Annotated in this window: 17 protein-coding genes; 5 read left to right on the forward strand and 12 right to left on the reverse strand. The window is 39.3% G+C overall.

Annotation, left to right across the window (positions count from 1 at the left end):
• Positions 1–12: 12 nt before the first annotated feature.
• Genes ABWV72_RS07965 through ABWV72_RS08005 form a run of 9 tightly spaced genes read right to left on the reverse strand, consistent with a single transcriptional unit; the run spans position 13 to position 9594 of the window.
• Positions 13–1143, reverse strand: coding sequence for a glycosyltransferase family 4 protein (locus ABWV72_RS07965; RefSeq protein ID WP_353369830.1), 1131 nt, complete (start codon positions 1141–1143; stop codon positions 13–15).
• A 12-nt stretch (positions 1144–1155) separates the two neighbouring features.
• Positions 1156–2061 carry a sulfotransferase family protein gene (locus tag ABWV72_RS07970; RefSeq protein WP_353369832.1) on the reverse strand — a complete coding sequence of 302 codons (906 nt, stop codon included), beginning with the start codon at positions 2059–2061 and terminating at the stop codon, positions 1156–1158.
• A complete protein-coding gene (locus tag ABWV72_RS07975) occupies positions 2061–3194 on the reverse strand; it encodes a glycosyltransferase (protein WP_342804789.1) in 1134 nt (377 codons plus the stop codon). The genes ABWV72_RS07970 and ABWV72_RS07975 overlap by 1 nt, the downstream gene beginning before the upstream one ends.
• The gene (locus ABWV72_RS07980) at positions 3191–4144 is read right to left on the reverse strand and encodes a glycosyltransferase (RefSeq protein WP_342804788.1); all 954 of its coding nucleotides are present in this window, start codon (positions 4142–4144) and stop codon (positions 3191–3193) included. Before ABWV72_RS07980 ends, ABWV72_RS07975 begins: the two co-directional genes overlap by 4 nt.
• A complete protein-coding gene (locus ABWV72_RS07985; protein ID WP_353369835.1) occupies positions 4134–5390 on the reverse strand; it encodes a glycosyltransferase in 1257 nt (418 codons plus the stop codon). Before ABWV72_RS07985 ends, ABWV72_RS07980 begins: the two co-directional genes overlap by 11 nt.
• Before the next feature lie 36 nt (positions 5391–5426).
• Positions 5427–6395, reverse strand: a complete 969-nt coding sequence (locus ABWV72_RS07990) for a glycosyltransferase family 2 protein (RefSeq protein ID WP_216048117.1) — start codon at positions 6393–6395, stop codon at positions 5427–5429.
• Between the two features lie 59 nt (positions 6396–6454).
• The gene (locus tag ABWV72_RS07995) at positions 6455–7408 is read right to left on the reverse strand and encodes a glycosyltransferase family 2 protein (RefSeq protein WP_353369837.1); all 954 of its coding nucleotides are present in this window, start codon (positions 7406–7408) and stop codon (positions 6455–6457) included.
• A 10-nt stretch (positions 7409–7418) separates the two neighbouring features.
• The gene (locus ABWV72_RS08000; protein ID WP_353369839.1) at positions 7419–8441 is read right to left on the reverse strand and encodes a GNAT family N-acetyltransferase; all 1023 of its coding nucleotides are present in this window, start codon (positions 8439–8441) and stop codon (positions 7419–7421) included.
• 7 nt (positions 8442–8448) lie between these two features.
• Positions 8449–9594: a DegT/DnrJ/EryC1/StrS family aminotransferase gene (locus ABWV72_RS08005; protein WP_353369841.1), complete on the reverse strand. Its 1146-nt coding sequence runs from the start codon at positions 9592–9594 to the stop codon at positions 8449–8451.
• Positions 9595–9843: 249 nt separating this feature from the next.
• Here ABWV72_RS08005 and ABWV72_RS08010 point away from each other — a divergent pair, with 249 nt between their 5' ends.
• From ABWV72_RS08010 to ABWV72_RS08020, 3 genes are all read left to right on the forward strand, one after another.
• Positions 9844–10635 (forward strand): alpha/beta hydrolase family protein, encoded by a 792-nt coding sequence (locus ABWV72_RS08010; protein ID WP_353369843.1) that lies wholly within the window; start codon positions 9844–9846, stop codon positions 10633–10635.
• Positions 10632–11483 (forward strand): hydrolase 1, exosortase A system-associated, encoded by an 852-nt coding sequence (locus ABWV72_RS08015; protein WP_353369845.1) that lies wholly within the window; start codon positions 10632–10634, stop codon positions 11481–11483. Before ABWV72_RS08010 ends, ABWV72_RS08015 begins: the two co-directional genes overlap by 4 nt.
• Positions 11484–11576: 93 nt before the next feature.
• Positions 11577–13694, forward strand: coding sequence for a PQQ-dependent sugar dehydrogenase (locus ABWV72_RS08020; protein ID WP_353369847.1), 2118 nt, complete (start codon positions 11577–11579; stop codon positions 13692–13694).
• 113 nt (positions 13695–13807) lie between these two features.
• Here ABWV72_RS08020 and fghA read toward each other — a convergent pair whose 3' ends face one another.
• Genes fghA through ABWV72_RS08035 form a run of 3 tightly spaced genes read right to left on the reverse strand, consistent with a single transcriptional unit; the run spans position 13808 to position 16227 of the window.
• The gene (gene fghA, locus ABWV72_RS08025; protein ID WP_216048123.1) at positions 13808–14662 is read right to left on the reverse strand and encodes an S-formylglutathione hydrolase; all 855 of its coding nucleotides are present in this window, start codon (positions 14660–14662) and stop codon (positions 13808–13810) included.
• Complete coding sequence (locus tag ABWV72_RS08030; protein ID WP_353369850.1) at positions 14662–15780, reverse strand: S-(hydroxymethyl)glutathione dehydrogenase/class III alcohol dehydrogenase; 1119 nt, start codon at positions 15778–15780, stop codon at positions 14662–14664. The genes fghA and ABWV72_RS08030 overlap by 1 nt, the downstream gene beginning before the upstream one ends.
• A 39-nt stretch (positions 15781–15819) precedes the next feature.
• On the reverse strand, positions 15820–16227 hold the full coding sequence (locus ABWV72_RS08035; protein ID WP_216048124.1) for a hypothetical protein: 408 nt from the start codon (positions 16225–16227) through the stop codon (positions 15820–15822).
• Positions 16228–16599: 372 nt separating this feature from the next.
• On the opposite strand from ABWV72_RS08035, the gene ABWV72_RS08040 reads away from it, so the two are divergent.
• Together ABWV72_RS08040 and ABWV72_RS08045 are read left to right on the forward strand one after the other, a co-directional pair.
• Complete coding sequence (locus ABWV72_RS08040) at positions 16600–17217, forward strand: hypothetical protein (protein WP_353369852.1); 618 nt, start codon at positions 16600–16602, stop codon at positions 17215–17217.
• A 75-nt stretch (positions 17218–17292) separates the two neighbouring features.
• Complete coding sequence (locus tag ABWV72_RS08045) at positions 17293–17550, forward strand: DUF3081 domain-containing protein (RefSeq protein WP_353369854.1); 258 nt, start codon at positions 17293–17295, stop codon at positions 17548–17550.
• Positions 17551–17554: the final 4 nt, after the last annotated feature.

Below are 17554 nucleotides of genomic sequence, written 5' to 3' on the forward strand. Positions count from 1 at the left end.
GGTGGTGTCGCTTTATTGACTAAGAAAGTGTAACAGGCTGTTTTTTGTTTTATTGATTGAGTACTTTTTAACATACTCAATTATTTCGCCTCGATTAAATCTTTTGCTATCAAGCGCCTGAGTGATTGTTGATAATGCAGTTTGGTCATTAGTTTGATCAACAGTAAAACCGTTAATTCCTTCGTCGATTATGAAGGGTATCCCTCCTTTTTTATTGCCTATTGCTGGGCAGCCGCAAAAGTTTGCTTCTAAATAGACTAAGCCAAATGATTCATCATATTCCGACAGTAACCAAAAGAGATCTGCAGCAGAATAATATTCTATAAGCTGGTCCCTTTTAATGCCCTCAAGTATGAGAATTGAATGTTGTAAATTGGCTTGTTCAACCAATGACCTTAATTCTTCAGCAAAAGGGCCATTACCAATAATTATCCAAAATAACGATTGAGTTTCAGATAGGGTCTTAAAAAGTCTAAGTTTACGTATATACCCTTTCTTAGGGGTTAAACGGCTAACTGACAACATGATTTTTGTATCATTACTAATACCCAAACTTGTACGTAAGTCTGTATCGTGGGGTTTAAATAATTTCTCATCTATGCCGTTCGTAATAACGGAAATCTTGTCAGTTAATTGAGGAAGCTGGGTCATTGAAATAAACTTTTGCTTCATAAATTCACTGACCGCTATAACGTATTTACTTTCTTTAATAAGATTTGTGTATTTGTATTTAAAACCCAGTAATTTATACATAAGTTCTGGGTGAATATATATATTCTCAGGCTCACTACCATGTAAATATACCCAGCATTTGGATTTTAATTCGGCAGGAAAATAAAGAGAGGCAACTAAACTGGCGCCAGTATCATTGACGATAATATCGTCATATTGTGACAATTCTAGTTTTTTTAAGGTATTCCAAAAGCCTATAAACCTAACTGGCCATTTAGTTTTTGCCCGAATTACCTGAAATGTTTCTTCAATGTCATGCCCGGTGTCCAAGGTTACCAGGGTTAGATTGCATTCATTCTGAATTAGATTCGCAATGTCTTTGGCAACTGAGCCTGCTCCCCCGACATCTGGTGGGTATTGATAGGAAATAATTAGAACATTGCGGAGTTTTTTTGGGGTATTTGTGTGCATAAGGATTTGTTGTCAGTACCAGTGAGATAAATCAATACTTAGTAGCTTCTCTAAAGCCTTAATGTCTGAACGAAAATGTTCTTGCAGCATAATGCTACTTTTCTCGCTAATCTTCGGTTTATCAGCTTTTACGGTGTTTTTTTGCATGATGTAGTTGCGTACTTTCCATCTGATTTCTTTTGGAAAAATAATGCCTGTAACATCACCCATCCATTTTGGTGGGGAGCTTATAAATCTAGTTAATTTGGGAAACAGTGCTTTTTTACTCGGATTAGCAATGCTGAATTCCTCGGGAAGTTGGGAATCGAGCTGTAGAAATGATAATAATTTTTGATACGTTTCTACTGGTTGACTTTTTAAATCCTCAAAAAATATTATGTGGACACGATCTTTTCCGCAGATGTTAAGGTAGTTTTCTACGTATTCACTGTATTTACCAATCGTCTGATAACGAGTGGTAAATTCAAGTCTGGCAAGGGGAGGGATGTTTCGTCCGGCAATTCTATCGCTTTCTAATTCCCAAGCCCTTTCAAAACTAATTTGGTCTTCACCACCGCCAAACCTAGCTTGATAATACATTGAATACGCTACTTGACTGGGTTTTCTTAGCATTATTATAAATTTAGCATCGGGGGATTTTTCTAATATTTCTGTTGGTGCGGTTTTAGAATACAAATAGAAAGGGGAAGCGTCGAGAGCATATTTTTCCTCTTTCCAAGGTTCGAACCATTTCAAATATTGATCTTTTTCAATCAAGGTTGCATAACGGACTAAATCTGAACCAAAATAGGTAAACTCTTTTTGAAGTGGAGTATAAATGTGAGAGTGAGTAGACAAATATTTAGCCATTGACGTAGTACCAGACTTTGGGGCTCCGACAATAAATAAATTAGGATATGAAGTTTTTCGTTCTCGCATTAACAGATTTCCTCAATTAACGAATGCATATCCGCTACCGATCGTTGAATTTTATATTTTTCACTTACTAAACGTTCTGAGTCTATTCTCATTTGACTCGAAATGGTTTTTTGATTTAATGCTTTTGATATGGATTGTGCCATTTTTTGTGGATCGCCAATAGGCACCAAGAATCCGGTCTGTCCTTCTACTACAATTTCTCTATTTCCTGTTGGGCAACTTGTTATTACGGCAGGTGTCCCTAAACATTGGGCTTCAATTGCTGCGTTACATAATCCTTCAAAATCACTGGCCAAAACAAAAAGTTTTGCATGTTTTACATAGGGGTAAGGGTTGGTAACAAACCCTTTAAAATGAACTTTATTATTAATACCTAGTTCATTGGCCAATGCTGTTAAATTGTCGTGTAAGGGACCTCCACCTAAAATCAACAAAGGTATTTGGTCACTTTCTGGCAATTGTGCATACGCTTTTAAAAGTACGTCATGCCTTTTCTGATCTGTCAATGAACCAACTGAAATCATGAAAGGTTCATTTGGTATGCTTATGTCGGGAGATAGTTGGCTGGCTTTTTCGTTCAATTCACGAAGATTAAAACCGTTGCGGATCAAATTTGTTTTGCCCGATGAAAAGGGGTAGTGATCAACAAAATTATCACGTAACTCATTGCATAAAACAATAAAGCGATCCGCTTTTTTGTACAACCAATTGAAGACCCATTTTTTCCACCCAAACTCTTCATCAGCTGGATTATTCGCTATTCTTGGGATCCAAATGCTTTTACTTCTTGTAAAAAACATCGCCAGACCGGTTAGTAAACTCGGAAAAGACCAAACACTGATCACTATTTTAGGCTTAAGTTTGAGCAAATGGTACATCAATAAAATAAAACACAATGGAATATGAAAAGGTGATCGTTTGCGCAAATCAACTATTTTAACTGATGATGGTACAGGGTAGGTAACGACACCATTTAGGAGTAAAACTGTGACCTCTAAATGAGTTAAATCCATATTACATAACAAGTTACTCAGTGCTCTTTCTGCTCCACCATTTGATAATGTGCTGCTAACAAAACACAGTCGTTTCGACTTTTGAATACTTTGGTTTTGTGATTTAGATATACTGCTCATGTTCTTGTTGTACTTATAATCATACGTATTTTTAAATGATCCAAGATGCGCTCTCTAACGTCCACGGAACAGAAAAATAGCGCTAACAAATATGGAATTCTAGTAATCGAATGTCTTGCTTCAGCTTTTCGCAGCTTGGTTATTAAACTGGCGACTAAGGGAGAATCTTGTTGTTGCGATAACAATAGTTCGAGCCCATCGGTAGAGTAGTTATCTTTACCAAGAGTAACTCTTTGTTGATGCAATGCCTTTATATAATGCCTAACTTTATAGCGTTTTAGATTCATACCACTGGTTATGCTAGCGCCATGTAATCGGTATTGCAGTAGGGGCTGTTGCAAGTTAGTGATTTTGCCACCTGCATCTAAAATGCGATATAAAAAATCATAATCTTCCGCACCCTGCAACATGCGATAACCGCCTATTGAATCAAACATCGATTTTTTAAACATCCAAGTTGGGTGGCAAGCTACTGAACAATAGGGAATAATTTTTTGTATAACCTCTGATGAGGACTGAAAGTGGCTAATACCTAGAGACGTCCCGCATTCATCAATGTTCTCAATTGCTGAGCCAATAAGACTCACATCAGGATTGGCTTGCATATATTCAAATTGCATTTGCAGTCGTTCACGTAATGATATGTCATCTGCATCCATGCGAGCAATGATCTGCGATTTTGACTGCTCTACAGCTTTATTCAATGAGGCTGGTAAGCCTATGTTTTTTTGATTTTTGAGTACTTTTAATCGAGAGTCATTTGTCTGTTTTTGTGCTAAAAAATCACAAATTTTAATGTTGCTAGGGTCGTCAATGACGACTATCAATTCAATGTTGATAAAAGTTTGTTGTAAAATTGAGTCAATTGCGAGACCTAACCATTCGACAGGCTCCCGATAACAGGCCATTACCACCGAAACTAGGGGAGTGTCATTCGGATTACTTGACACCAGTGCCTCCATTAATAAAAGGCAAAATCAAAAATTCGGCATGTTGATGGATCATGTTATCCCATAAGAATGACTCCCCAGCCGCCTTTGCTTGCTTGGCGATTTGTTGCCGTTGAACTTCAGGCATCTTAGCAACTTGTTGAAAAATAGCGGCGAGAGCATCACTACTTTTGGCTTTGAATAACAGTGCTGTTTCCCCATCATCAATAATATCTGGAGCTCCTGACTCATCAGATGCACAGCATAACGCACCGGCGGACATGGCTTCTAACAAGCTCACGGGAAGCCCTTCTGCATCTCCGTCAGCAGTCACGATTGAAGGTAAAACAAATAAATCAGTATTTTGAATAAACCGAAACTTTTCTTGACCGTTTACGAAACCTTGAAAGTTAACATCGTTATCTAAGTTAAGTGCTTTCACTTGTTTTTGTATGGTATCGAGCAGTGGTCCATCACCTAATAAGTCTAAGTGCACCGACAGACCTTTGGCCTTTACTTGGGCCATGGCATTTAATAAGAATGTAATCCCTTTTTTTTCAGCTAATCGGCCAACAAAAAGTAATTTTAAACTTTCACCAATTGTAGTCTCCGGCTTTGGAATTTGTTGTTCCGGAAGTTGTAAATCAACGCCCATCGGTAGAACTTGACTATTGTCAGCGATCGCGGTTTGTTGTTCATCGTTAAAAAAAGCCAAAGCTTGATCTCTACCGCGACTACCAGCGAAAGAAATGGCTTTGAATTGCGGGATTATACGTTTAACCAGGAATGGACCTAACCAAGGGATTTTTTTAAGTATAATAATGTCTGCTGCATGGGACGTGAGAGTATGGGGAATGTTGTTGTCTCGAGCTACCTTGTTGCACATCAAACCTTGAGGAGTAAACCAATGGGAGTAAATCAAATCAAAATTATAGGTTTTAACTAATCTTTTTGTAGCTAAATAACATGACAATAGTAAAAAAGGGACCTGTAAAAGGCGAAATGGGTTCTCTTTTATATTTGGCCAAATTGCAGGATAGACTAAGCTCTGCGCTGACTCAGGTTTAAAATACGTATATCTATGTATATGCACACCTTCCCATACTTCATGCTTTAAAGATTCAGGCGCATGAGGCACTAATACATGAACTTCAAAATGCGAATAATGCTTTTTTAAATAGCGTGCTTGTTGCCATACAAAATCAACCATCCCATCTTCTTTGAACCGAGGGAACGTTGAGGCACAAATAAGGATTTTAATGGCCATGATTGAGATTTTAATCCATTTTAAATTTTCTGATGGTTACTTTTTGTTCGCTTTATCTTGTTCCATCAATTTCAATTCCAACCTTCTAATTTTCTCTAGGCTTTGTTCTATCAATTGACGATTAAAATTAATAAGGTCAGCTAACAATGCAATCAAAAAAGTAATAATACCTAAAATTGACAAGGTACCGCCAAGAATGAGTGATTGTATATGTCCACTGCCATCACCGGTAAAGTAAAAATATAAAAATCGTACGATAGGAATAAAACCCAGAATGGATAGGGTTAACGCTATAAAAAAGAACACTTTTAGTGGCTGGTACATGGTGTACATGCGCACAATAGTTGTTAGTTGACGTTCAATAAATTTAGGTATGCTGGTAAAGAGTCTTGATTCCCGCGTTTTTTCGTTTGTGTCAACAGGTACGGATGTCACTGCCATGTGTTTTTTGCCAGCTTGGATTAAGGCTTCAATGGTGTAGCTGAAAGGCGATACAATATTTAACTGCAGAGCGGCTTCTCGGCTATAGGCTCGGAACCCACTTACTGCATCGGGTACATCTACTCCAGAAAGTTGACGCACTACAAAACTGCCAAGTCGCTGTAAAAATTTCTTTAATCCGGAAAAGTGGTCAATTTGTCCAGTGCGACGATCTCCCACTACAACATCTGCTTTATGATCGAGTATCGGCTGGATCAGTTTAGGTATGTCCCATCCCGCATATTGGTTGTCGCCGTCGGTATTAACAATAATATCGGCTCCCAATTTAAGACATTCATCGATACCTTTACGAAAGGTGCGGGCTAATCCTCTGTTATTCTTATTAATAACGATATGATCTACGCCAAGTTCTTTGGCAACTTCGATGGTTCGATCTTTGGAACCATCATCAATAATCATAATTTCTACCTGATCAATTCCCTCAATCGTTTTGGGAATATCATTGAATGTCGCAGGCAATGTATGTTCTTCGTTGTAGCAGGGAATTTGTACTATTAGTTTCAACGTATATTCCTAATACTAAGTGTAAATGTCACCACAGGTGAGTTGCATTTAAACGTCAGCTATTTAATTCGTTTTAAAAACGTGTCGCGAAAAGGTTTATTGTACGTAAAGTGTTTCAAAAGCAAAACAATTCCGGAGAGTTTAAGCCTTTTCAGCATAGATTGTAAGTTGCCAATATACGCATTTCGATTGTCGAAAAGCATTTCTACAACTCTTCGGCGATTAGACTCTGTCATCGCAATATTCTGCAGTAAAAAATAGCGATAATTAATTTCATCGAATAACCGTTTGCTTAAATGGGCACTGCACCAAGCTGCACCAGAAAACAAATTGATCCCTTCACCACAGTGAGTGGTTATTTTATTTGTAAAACTAATACCATCGGTATTGCGTGTAATATCAAGCCACATTAGATAATCTTCACCAGCAAATTGAAAATCTGTTTTAAAACGACAATCTTTGTGTTTCTTGATGTCATAAATCACTGATGAAGCGCCAATTACGTTGGCAGTGGTTATCTGGCGAACAATATCACCTTTATAAGTATGATTGTATTCATTGTCTAACGGAGGATGTTCACTTGGTGTTATGTATCCTGCGCGCTCAAAAGCGCCAACGGTTTGGCCAATATGTGTGAAGTTATTAAAGTGGAAATCACTTCCAGATCTTAAAGCCTCCAAAGCAAGTTCTAGATGATCTGGTAACCAAACATCATCGGGGTCAAGCAAAGCAACATACTTTACTTCAGCCGATACCGCATCGATACCTGCGTTTCGAGCTGACGCAACGCCACCGTTTGGCTTTTCAATCAACTGAATTTTTTCGAGCAATGGTTGATTGTTGTTTAGTTGCTCAATTTCCTCTCGCGCACCGATGGGGGAACCATCATCTACAACAATAACTTTATCAATTTGCGAAAATGCACTTTGCTGCGCAACGCTAAGCAATGCTTTCTTAAGTAGGCCCATGCTTCGTTGATAAAATGGAATAATTACGGAAACTGAGTTTTTCATAATCTTATAATTACTTTTTCACTTGTTTTAATAGTTTTATGGCCGTTTTAACCAATTTGTTGGGGAAATAGGTTATGTGTTCTATTTCCCTTAACGTTGAATCTAGTCGCTTATGCCATTCCATCGCTTTACCGTAAAACTCTATGTTATTGATTCCTTCGAGTTCTCTTTGTTGAGAATAATGCTTTATCATTTCAATTTTAAGCATCAGCGCGGGAGATTGTTTATTAAATTGTTCGTTATAGGTGGTTTTTAAAATAATTAAACAGTCATCTTGCTGAATACATAAATCCACAGCGACTATTTCTTCATTAATTAAATAATACCAACAACATGCTTTACCTTGCTCTGCCAAATTACTTAATGCTTGTTGATAGAATTTTCCTTGCGTATTGTCAGGCGATATAGCTGTACCTTCTTCGCCTTTCCAGCCGTTACTTTCCAGCTCACCATACTTGATTATAGCTTGCTTAACCTCCGCTGGCTTAGTTACTTTCTGCCAAGATAATGTATCTTCGGCACGGGCTGCGCGATTAATCACTTTGTTGTAGTTCTGCCGCATATTTTTTCCAAGTGATTGAAAATACGTGTCAAAATCTTCAGGAATGGGGCGATTACCCGAAGTGATATAAGGCATGAGTTCAAAATCATCTGCAGGTGTGAACTGGGTGTATTTGGAATCCATCTGTAGCATATCTAACATTGCTACTTTACCTGGTAGGGCAGAGCATAATGATTTCATCAGATCACTACTAACGTGCTGTTCACGATGTAAAAACAACCCTAATGGGCATTGCGAGGGCATGGCTGTAGCCCATCGTCCTTTGCCTAAGGCTTTAAAAAATCCGGCGAGTTGCAATTCATCGTTTTGGTAAGCAACTACTAGTTTTTCGCTTCCATCAAAAAAGTGGGTAATTAGCCCATTGACGAAGTCAGGTTCAAAAAACGCTAGATTCATGGTTTTACGATTTAGATCTTCCCAAGCTTGTTGATGGGTAGAAAATTCAGAACAACTTAAAACTGACCAATTCATAACTATCCTAGGGGCGCAATTGATTGAAAGTGTCGACAATGAAATTTAGCTGTCGGTTGGAAAGTTGCTGATGACATGGTACTTGTATAAGTCTCGAGCGGTAATCTTGACTTATATTACAATCACTAATCGCAACTTCTTCCCACCTAAGTATTTGTATGCCTTTTTTACGTAAATCAAAAAAGTACTTTTCATCTTGCAGCAAAAAAGGAATAACGTAAGGAATATCTTCATCATTCAATTGCTTGAATAACGCATTGCCTACCTCGGGATTATCAATGTTTTTTACAATGAATTCGAAATTTTCACGTCTTTGCTTGCGTATATGCTTTAAATTACTGTGACAGAATATGGTTTTAGTGTGACGGTAACTCGCAGATGCTAAGTCAATTGGTTGAAAATAACGTAAGTGAGCATCCTCTTCGGCTGGATCCGAGATTTGAGGGACTTGTTCTGGTTTAGATTGGTTAACTAGGCTTTTTACTTTGGCAAGCATTTGCGGGATCCCGACAATGAATGCGCAAGCTTTAGCTTCTTCTGACCAGCCGACATGAGTTAATTTTGCTTCATATTTATCTTTTAGATATAAAGCTCCACCATCTATTGTGGGCAATATTTTGTTGATGCTGCAGATACTAGCGCTAACATCCGGCACTCGTTTACCTGAATCTGCGAAATGGTCGACAAATCTAAATAAGGAATGGGCACAATCTTCTATTATTTCTACCGACTGAGTATGTAAAAATTGAATTACTTCATCGTTATTCTGACCAAATCCAAAATATCTCACTACCACACAGTGGGTAATATCTCCTTTTGCCATTGCTTGCTCTAAAACGGCGATATCGACAGATAAATCAGCCTGTACTGGATAAAATCGGATTTCGTAGCCTAACCAGATGAAAGGTTCAACTAACGCAGGGCAGTGATAAGCAGGAATGAGAATGACATTATTTACATTTTCCTTTCTTAACGCAGTTCCTGCTATACCTATTGCGCCGCGGCCATTTCGGGTAAATGTGGTTTCCCTTACATCCCCTTGAGTGTGTTGCGCCAAATCTAAATCGCTCAATCTAAATTTAGGAGTGGCTGTAACGCTGGGGGCCGGAAATTGACTTGCATCGGCAAGGGGTTTTAAAAATTTTACTGCCATGTGATTCCGCTAAACTGTGCCTGATATAGTTTTTCTTCATGAAAAACTGAGAATTCCTAGGCTTATGCTAAGGTATGTTTGGCTAAATTGCTATATTGTTGCTTCAGTTAACTAAAAAGTGATAATAAAGTAGAATTATCAGAGCGATGCTAAAACAGTTTAATACTGTTTTAGCATCGCCGATGTCTTTTCAAATCTAATGAGATATTATTATCTTCCTTAAAAAACATGTACCTATAGGAAGCAAATGTGATTAAAGGTTATTTCCTACCTAGTGCCGAAGGTAACTTGTTTGTCAGCCAATATGGGCAAACAAATCCGCAAAAGACAATTTTACTGCTTCCATCTATTTTCGAAGAGCTAAATCTAAGTAGAGCAATAGTTGCAAAGCAAGCTTTGTTTTTAGCCAAACAAGGCTACAGCGTTTTTGCGCTGGACTATCTTGGAACGGGTGACAGTGAAAAAGAAATCGAGCAAGTCAATGCTGCTATTTGGCGAGAAAATATCATTTGTGTCGCGCAGTGGTTGAAATCCTTAGGTATTGAAAATATTACTCTTTGGGGGCTGCGTTTCGGTGGATTGTTGGCATTAAGAGAGCTGCAGACCATTAACCAAATTTTGCCAGTGAAAGATGTCCTATTGTGGAAACCTGTTACTAAAGGTAAGCAGTTTATGACGCAATTCTTACGTTTAAAACAAGCAAACTCAATGATGCAGGGAGAGCAAAAAGTCAATTGGCGTGAGCGCATAATGTCGGGTGTTAATGTTGAGGTGGCAGGTTATGAAATTAGCTCAGACCTACTTGCTTCTATCGACAACCTTGAAGTATCTAAATCGTTAAATTTACCCTGCCCAGTCACATGGTTTGAGTTGGCAAGTGCCTCAATTACCCCTGCGGTTGCTATTCAGACTAAAGAGTGGGATCAACAATTTCTTAAAATTGTTTGTTTTGAAGGCTCAGCTTTTTGGCAAATTCCAGAAATATTCGAGCAGAGTCAATTGCATCAACCCACACTAAATGCGTTACAGGGAGAATTATGATGACGCCTGATAGTATCGAGTCAGCTGTGGTTATTAATAGTGGTGAAGTTCAATTAATGGGGATTTTGCATAAGCCTTCTACCCCTTTGAAAACCGCAGTACTTATAGTCGTCGGAGGCCCTCAGTATCGTGTTGGCAGTCATCGACAATTTGTGCAACTTTCCCGGGCGTTAGCCAAAGCAAACATTGCTTCGTTGAGATTTGACTACACTGGAATGGGCGACAGTGAAGGTGATAAAAAGTCTTTTGATGAGATTAACGAAGATATTAAAGCTGCATGTGATCATATGTGTGCTCAGCTTGGTATAGAATCTATTGTGATTTGGGGACTCTGTGATGCAGCATCGGCTGCCATGATTTATGCGCCACAAGACAGCCGTATTAAAGGCTTGTTTTTGCTAAACCCATGGTTAAGAAGTGACGCTGCAATGGGCAAAACAATGTTGAAATATTATTATGTACAAAGGTTACTTTCAAAAGAGTTTTGGTTGAAACTGATACGTGGAAAAGTGAATGTGGCAAGCAGTCTTGGAGATGCAAAAGGTTTTGTTAGCGACAGTGTTTCGAGTCAAGATAATCAACAACAAAGTTATCAAGCTCAAATGCAAAAGGGCCTACAAACATTTACAGGTAAAGTTTGTTTAGTATTGAGTGGGGTTGATTTGACAGCAAAAGAGTTTGAACAACAAACGCTTAATAATAAGCCATGGAAAAAATTAAACGGCAGTGATACCACTGTTCATCGTATCTCAAAAGCCGATCATACTTTTTCAAGTAAAGAGTTTAAACAACAAGTCGAAAATTACACCGTTGAATTTGTTGAAAAAAACGAATTTTCTTGTGTTTAGTCGAAGGGCGCTTTTAATATAGTTAAATGAAAGGTGCGCAGTTAGAACTTACTTCTAAAAACTGTTAGGTTTATAAATTTTATAGGATTGAATGTGTCAAACACTAGTCGTCAATATTTTATTTTAAGCACACTTATACAGCTTATTTTAATTGCTCTCACAGTATCTCTAAGTTTTAGCTTTACCAAAACTTTTGAGATTATTCCAGATAGCATATTACATCTCCCCGATGTATACGTGAGTCACGCTGATATGCTGCAAATTGTAAAGATTTTTGTGATTACCTATGCAATCCAAATTGGTCTAGCATTTTGGCGTAATGGTAGTAGTGCTTTTTCAAGCGCTAAACGTTTCGCAAATGAGTACATCTGGTTTTTATATGCTTACACAACAGCGTCGCTGTATTTGTTCCTCGCGACAACAATCAATTATGATCCGCAGTTAATCGCAGCTATTGGCTTGTTCGCAACGCTGTTTTATCTACTGGCATTCGTAGTGATGCAGAGCTTGTTGTTTAGTGGTTCAATTTTAGGCAGCTTAGGAAGTGGTATTGCGGCCACATTTAGGCGTGTTTTTAGCGTAACTGGTATATTGGCATTGATTTACTTCCTCGTTCCACTGGGAATGGGCAAAGCGTTTACATCCGATCGCGATATTGCCAATGCTATTACTCAAGTCCGTATTTGGTTTAACCCAGTGGAGACATCTGATTGGGGATTCAAAAATTACTTACCTAAGCTCAAATTTGCACAACCTGTGTTGGTACGTGAAGGTCCGGAAAATGACGGTACTGTTTACGTGTTAGAAAGAGGCGGAAAAATCAAAAAAATAGCCAATGCCGATGGAGATGACGCGCAGATAGTTGTTGATGTTTCAGAGTTCATGGGTGAAGTAGAAATGGAAAATGGTGCGATTGGCTTTGATTTTCACCCAAAATTTGCCGATTCAACTGCGCCTAAACCATTCATTTATCTTTATTACACCGACACTCGGGAGGAGAATATACAACATAATCGTATTTCTCGTTTCGAAATCACCTCGCAAGATGCCAAGATGAATACTGCTTCGGAAACTATTTTATTCGATTTGATTCGAAACGATTCAGGCTTCCACAATGGTGGCGCTATGGAATTTGGCGCAGATGGATTTCTGTATATTGGTTTAGGTGAAGGTGTACATCCGCCCGAAGCGACCACATCCTCTGAAGTGCTGCGCTCTGGTATTTTACGTATTGATGTTGACATGGATCCTGAAAAGAGCAATCCAATTGATGCACCTATGCAATATGGGACAGTTCAGAATTACTATATTCCTAAAGATAATCCGTTTTGGGATAATGACAACATACGTAACGAATATTATGCGTTAGGCCTACGTAATCCGTTTCGGTTCAAGTTCGACCCGCTGACAAATGACCTTTGGCTAGGTGATGTAGGTTCAACTATTTGGGAAGAAGTAAACAAAATTGAAGCCGGTAAACATTATCAATTCCCGGTAATTGAAGGGCGCAGTGAAAGTGGCGTCAAAGCTTGGGAAACCCTCGATATCCCACAACAAGGCCCAGTTTATACATACGAGCACAACGCTTATGACAGAGCCGTTATTGGCGGAATTGTAAATCGTTCTGATATGTACCCAAAATTGAAAGACAAATATGTTTTTGCGGATAATTATTCGGCGAAAGTATTTGTGATGGATTCAGATAAACCGCAAGTAGAAAGTGTTGAATTGATTGCTAGGGCAAATCAATATGCGCAACGCGGAATAAGCTCGGTGGTGCAGCTAAGTGGCGGAGAGATTTTAGTCACAACATTAGGAGCCGCATCCGAGCCAAGTGGTGAAGTATTGCAACTGGTTCACGCAGATCAAGCCAACGTTTTTAGAGAAGAAGTTGATAATACGCCAGAAGGATATGATCAAAATGCGACCGCCGGATTGTTTGCGGTTAACTGTGCTCGCTGTCACGGTGTAAAAGGCGATGGTAAAGGGCCTGATGCAGCCTTGTTAGGTGTTCCAATGCCCGATTTCACTTCGCCTTTATATCACCACAATACGGATACTACAGCTATAAAATCGATAATTGTGGAAGGCGGCGCTGCGGTAGGAAAAAGTCCATTAATGCCACCTTGGGGCGGATTTTTGAAGCCTAAAGAAATCGATCATTTGGTGACCTACTTAGAGTCTTTACCTGATCAGCACCATCAACATTAAGTGCCATTGACCCGTCATAGTATGGGCATAAGCGAGAATAAAAAGCCCCTGTTAAACAGAGGCTTTTTGATTTATTAAGTGGGTGTGTTGATGTTCAACATAATTCGTTTTCGCTACTCTACTGCGGTCAAAAATTTGTGATGGAAACGCAGATGATCTTCAATAAAACTAGCGATGAAAAAGTAGCTGTGGTCATAACCTGGATGGTAATTGACCGTGGCTGGGTAGTGCATTTTTTTAGCTAGTTCGTCAAACGGCTTGGTTAATTTCTGACTCTCATAAAAGTTATCATCTAAACCCTGATCAATTAATATTGGCAGCTGCAAAAATTGACCTTGTTGCTGCAGCAATGTACACGCGTCGTACTGTTCCCATGCACTAATATCATCCCCTAAATAAGCGCGGAACGCTTTTTCACCCCAAGGGCAATTCAATGGATTTACAATTGGCGCAAATGCAGAAATAGAGGTGTATTTTTGCATGTTAGATAGACCCAAAGTGAGTGCACCGTGGCCACCCATAGAGTGTCCTGCTAATGCTACTTTTGGCATGCAATTAAAGGTTTGATTAATTAATTTGGGCAACTCATCCACAATGTAATCATACATATGATAATGAGCATTCCACGGTGCCTGGGTAGCGTTTAAATAAAAACCAGCCCCTTTACCTAAATCATAGCCTTCATCATCCGCAACCTCATCGCCTCTAGGGCTAGTATCGGGAGATACAATAATCAACCCCAGTTCAGCCGCTACTCGCGCCGCACCAGCTTTAGTTACGAAGTTCTCGTCGGTACAGGTAAGCCCACTTAACCAATAAATTACCGGTAAGGGCTTGTTTTGTTCAGCTTGTGGGGGCACATAAACACTCAAGTTCATTTCGCAATCCAGCACGCTCGATTGGTGCTTAAAACGCTGCTGTTGACCACCGAATGATTTAATTGAAGAGGTTAGTTCCAAAACTGACATTAGAAATGTACCACCGATCTAATAGACTTACCTTCGTGCATTAAGTCGAAGGCTTTATTAATGTCTTCCAAACCCATTGTATGGGTGATGAATGTATCGAGTTCGAATTCACCATCCATATACCGTTGCACATAATCGGGTAATTGGCTGCGACCTTTCACACCGCCAAAGGCCGTTCCACGCCAAACTCGGCCAGTCACAAGTTGGAAAGGGCGGGTGGAAATTTCTTGGCCAGCACCAGCGACACCAATAATCACTGACTCTCCCCAACCTTTATGGCAGCATTCCAGTGCGGAGCGCATAACATTCACATTACCAATACATTCAAATGAATAGTCAACACCACCTTCGGTCATATCCACAATCACTTCTTGAATCGGCTTGTCGTAATCTTTTGGGTTAATGACATCGGTCGCGCCCAGTTGTTTAGCGATTTCAAATTTGTCTTCATTAATATCAATGGCGATAATGCGACCTGCTTTGGCCATTCTGGCACCTATTAGCACTGACAAGCCAATTCCGCCTAAGCCAAATACTGCAACAGTGTCGCCTTCTTGGACTTTGGCTGCATTGCTAACTGCGCCCATTCCTGTGGTGACCCCGCATCCCAACAAACACACTTTTTCCAAAGGAGCTTCCTTGGGAATTTTCGCAAGGGCTATTTCTGGTACAACAGTATGTTCGGCAAAAGTGGATGTGCCCATATAGTGGTATATAGGCTTTCCATTTTTAGAAAAACGGGTGCTGCCATCAGGCATTAAACCTTGGCCTTGAGTGGCTCGAATAGCCTGGCATAAGTTGGTTTTACCCGATAAACAATATTTGCATTTTCCACACTCCGCTGTATACAAAGGAATCACGTGGTCACCCACTTCGACTAAAGTCACACCTTCACCTACTGCTTCAACAATTCCTGCCCCTTCGTGGCCTAAAATCGCTGGGAAAAGCCCTTCAGGATCATCTCCAGATAGCGTATACGCATCGGTATGACAAACGCCCGTTGCCACTATCTTGACTAACACTTCACCTTTTTGAGGCGGCATTAAATCGACTTCTTCGATACTAAGTGGTTTTCCAGCTTCCCAAGCTACGGCAGCGCGTGTCTTAATGGTTTCCATATTTGTTTCCTCTGTAACAGCTATTGATTTGATATTGAGTTATTGGCACTTACCAATAAACCCAATAGAGCGTTCGAGCCATTTGATTTGGTCAATTTTATATCCATGTGGGCACATTCGATTAGATTCAAGTTCGTTTTCCAATCGCTGGATTGCAATGTCTTCTAATCTTAGTCGCGTTTCGTTATCTAGGGAAAGTCGCGGTACTTGTGAATTCCGCGATCGCAAACCCATATTCGCAAACACGCTATTTTGTTGGCTGCCAAAAAGCTCCGCTGGCGGCAAGAACCAAGTCATAACAAATTCGAATCCTGCACTCGAAGGGGTTATTTGTTTGTCAAATACATGTCGAATGTGCAACTGAGAATCTTTATTTGAAGCACAGCCCGATAAATAAATACAAACAATAATAACCAAGCCTTTTATTGGATTTATGTGTATTTTCAATAGAATGGACCAGTCAATTAACATCCAATTAAACTATGCTTGCGGTGTAAGCGCAAATGCGCTGTTAATTTACCAAACAAGATTTAGTTTAATTACTTGAGTGAAATTACAAATGATTGTTTAGTTTCACTTAATATTTGCAGCAGTTAAACATCTGCCGAATAAGAATATACAGTAAGTAAATACCAATTTTACTTTATTTATTTGTCGCTTTAAAACTCTGATTGATTTTAATTTTGCTTGAAAAAATAAGCACATCCTCGAAAAATTGGGTTAATATGAGGTTTAAAATTAGTTTAGATTTTTTCCCACTTCAGCTAAATATAGACATACAATATTGCTGTGTTTTTAGCTCAATTTGAAGGATTATGTGTGAAACACTCTCGTTGTCTTTTTATTGCCACTTCATTAATTATGAGCGGTCATGCTGTTGCTACAGACAATATGTATGGTGTAACGACTCTGGGCTACGCCAAAGCCAATTTAGCATCAACTAGCGCTAACACTACTAGTTATAAATTAGCGGTGGGCTACCAATTCGCTGAAAAATGGTATGCAGAATTTGGCTATCATCAGCTTTCCAAACAATCAATGATTGAACAATTACCCACGACAGTTGAAGGCGTAAATGCAGCTGACTTTGGGCTTAACGCTGATGCTTTAGGGATTTCAGTTTTAGGAAAAGCCAGTAGCAATTATGGTGAACTGTTTTATCGGTTAGGAATATTGAACGTTGATATTGAAGGCCAAATCCTTACCGAAGGGGAGGGTTGTGAATTTGGTACGGCAACCCCATTTACTATTGGTACAGGCGAAAGTTACAACTTATGTGAATTTGATGAGGGCGTAGCGGCCGGACAGATTGGAATTGGCTTCGATTTCTATCTCGGGGTTAATCTGTTACTTCGTACCGAAGTTGAACATATCCGTGGAGAACAAGGTTTTGAACAAAACGGGGCTTACATCGGCTTACGTTACAATTTCAGATAACCTTAACTCAATTTAACATAGTGTTGTTGCGACTTAACGCTGATTTACTCGTGCTAGCAGATTGTGGAGGCTTATGTGAAAAATGAATTAGACAGCCGTTTTATTTTAAATGTGTTCGAAAAAATTCGTGACAAAGGCGAAGTTGTAAAAGATGGCTACCTTTTTCAAGGGGTCAAAGCCTACACTGACCATGATGGTTACACGGTTTATCTGGAGGACGCATTGGTCAGTTTGCGTTTCGGTTTTCATAACCAATATCACTTTGATTATGAGAAAGCCGAACATTTAGAGCAATTTGAAAAAAAACTGAAAGCCATCAGCAAAATCGAATAGTGAG

The sequence above is a fragment of the Aliiglaciecola sp. NS0011-25 genome (genome assembly GCF_040370605.1).
In the GTDB taxonomy this organism is placed as follows: Bacteria; Pseudomonadota; Gammaproteobacteria; order Enterobacterales; family Alteromonadaceae; genus Aliiglaciecola; species Aliiglaciecola lipolytica_A.

Bases quoted from the DNA above. Each gene is read 5' to 3' on its own strand.
- ABWV72_RS07965 (WP_353369830.1), bottom strand. From the start codon at position 1,143: ATGCACACAAATACCCCAAAAAAACTCCGCAATGTTCTAATTATTTCC.
- ABWV72_RS08005 (WP_353369841.1), bottom strand. From the start codon at position 9,594: ATGGCAGTAAAATTTTTAAAACCCCTTGCCGATGCAAGTCAATTTCCG.
- ABWV72_RS07985 (WP_353369835.1), bottom strand. From the start codon at position 5,390: ATGGCCATTAAAATCCTTATTTGTGCCTCAACGTTCCCTCGGTTCAAA.
- ABWV72_RS08030 (WP_353369850.1), bottom strand. From the start codon at position 15,780: ATGGAAACCATTAAGACACGCGCTGCCGTAGCTTGGGAAGCTGGAAAA.
- ABWV72_RS07975 (WP_342804789.1), bottom strand. From the start codon at position 3,194: ATGAGCAGTATATCTAAATCACAAAACCAAAGTATTCAAAAGTCGAAA.
- ABWV72_RS07995 (WP_353369837.1), bottom strand. From the start codon at position 7,408: ATGAAAAACTCAGTTTCCGTAATTATTCCATTTTATCAACGAAGCATG.
- ABWV72_RS08015 (WP_353369845.1), top strand. From the start codon at position 10,632: ATGATGACGCCTGATAGTATCGAGTCAGCTGTGGTTATTAATAGTGGT.
- fghA (WP_216048123.1), bottom strand. From the start codon at position 14,662: ATGTCAGTTTTGGAACTAACCTCTTCAATTAAATCATTCGGTGGTCAA.
- ABWV72_RS08000 (WP_353369839.1), bottom strand. From the start codon at position 8,441: ATGAATTGGTCAGTTTTAAGTTGTTCTGAATTTTCTACCCATCAACAA.
- ABWV72_RS07970 (WP_353369832.1), bottom strand. From the start codon at position 2,061: ATGCGAGAACGAAAAACTTCATATCCTAATTTATTTATTGTCGGAGCC.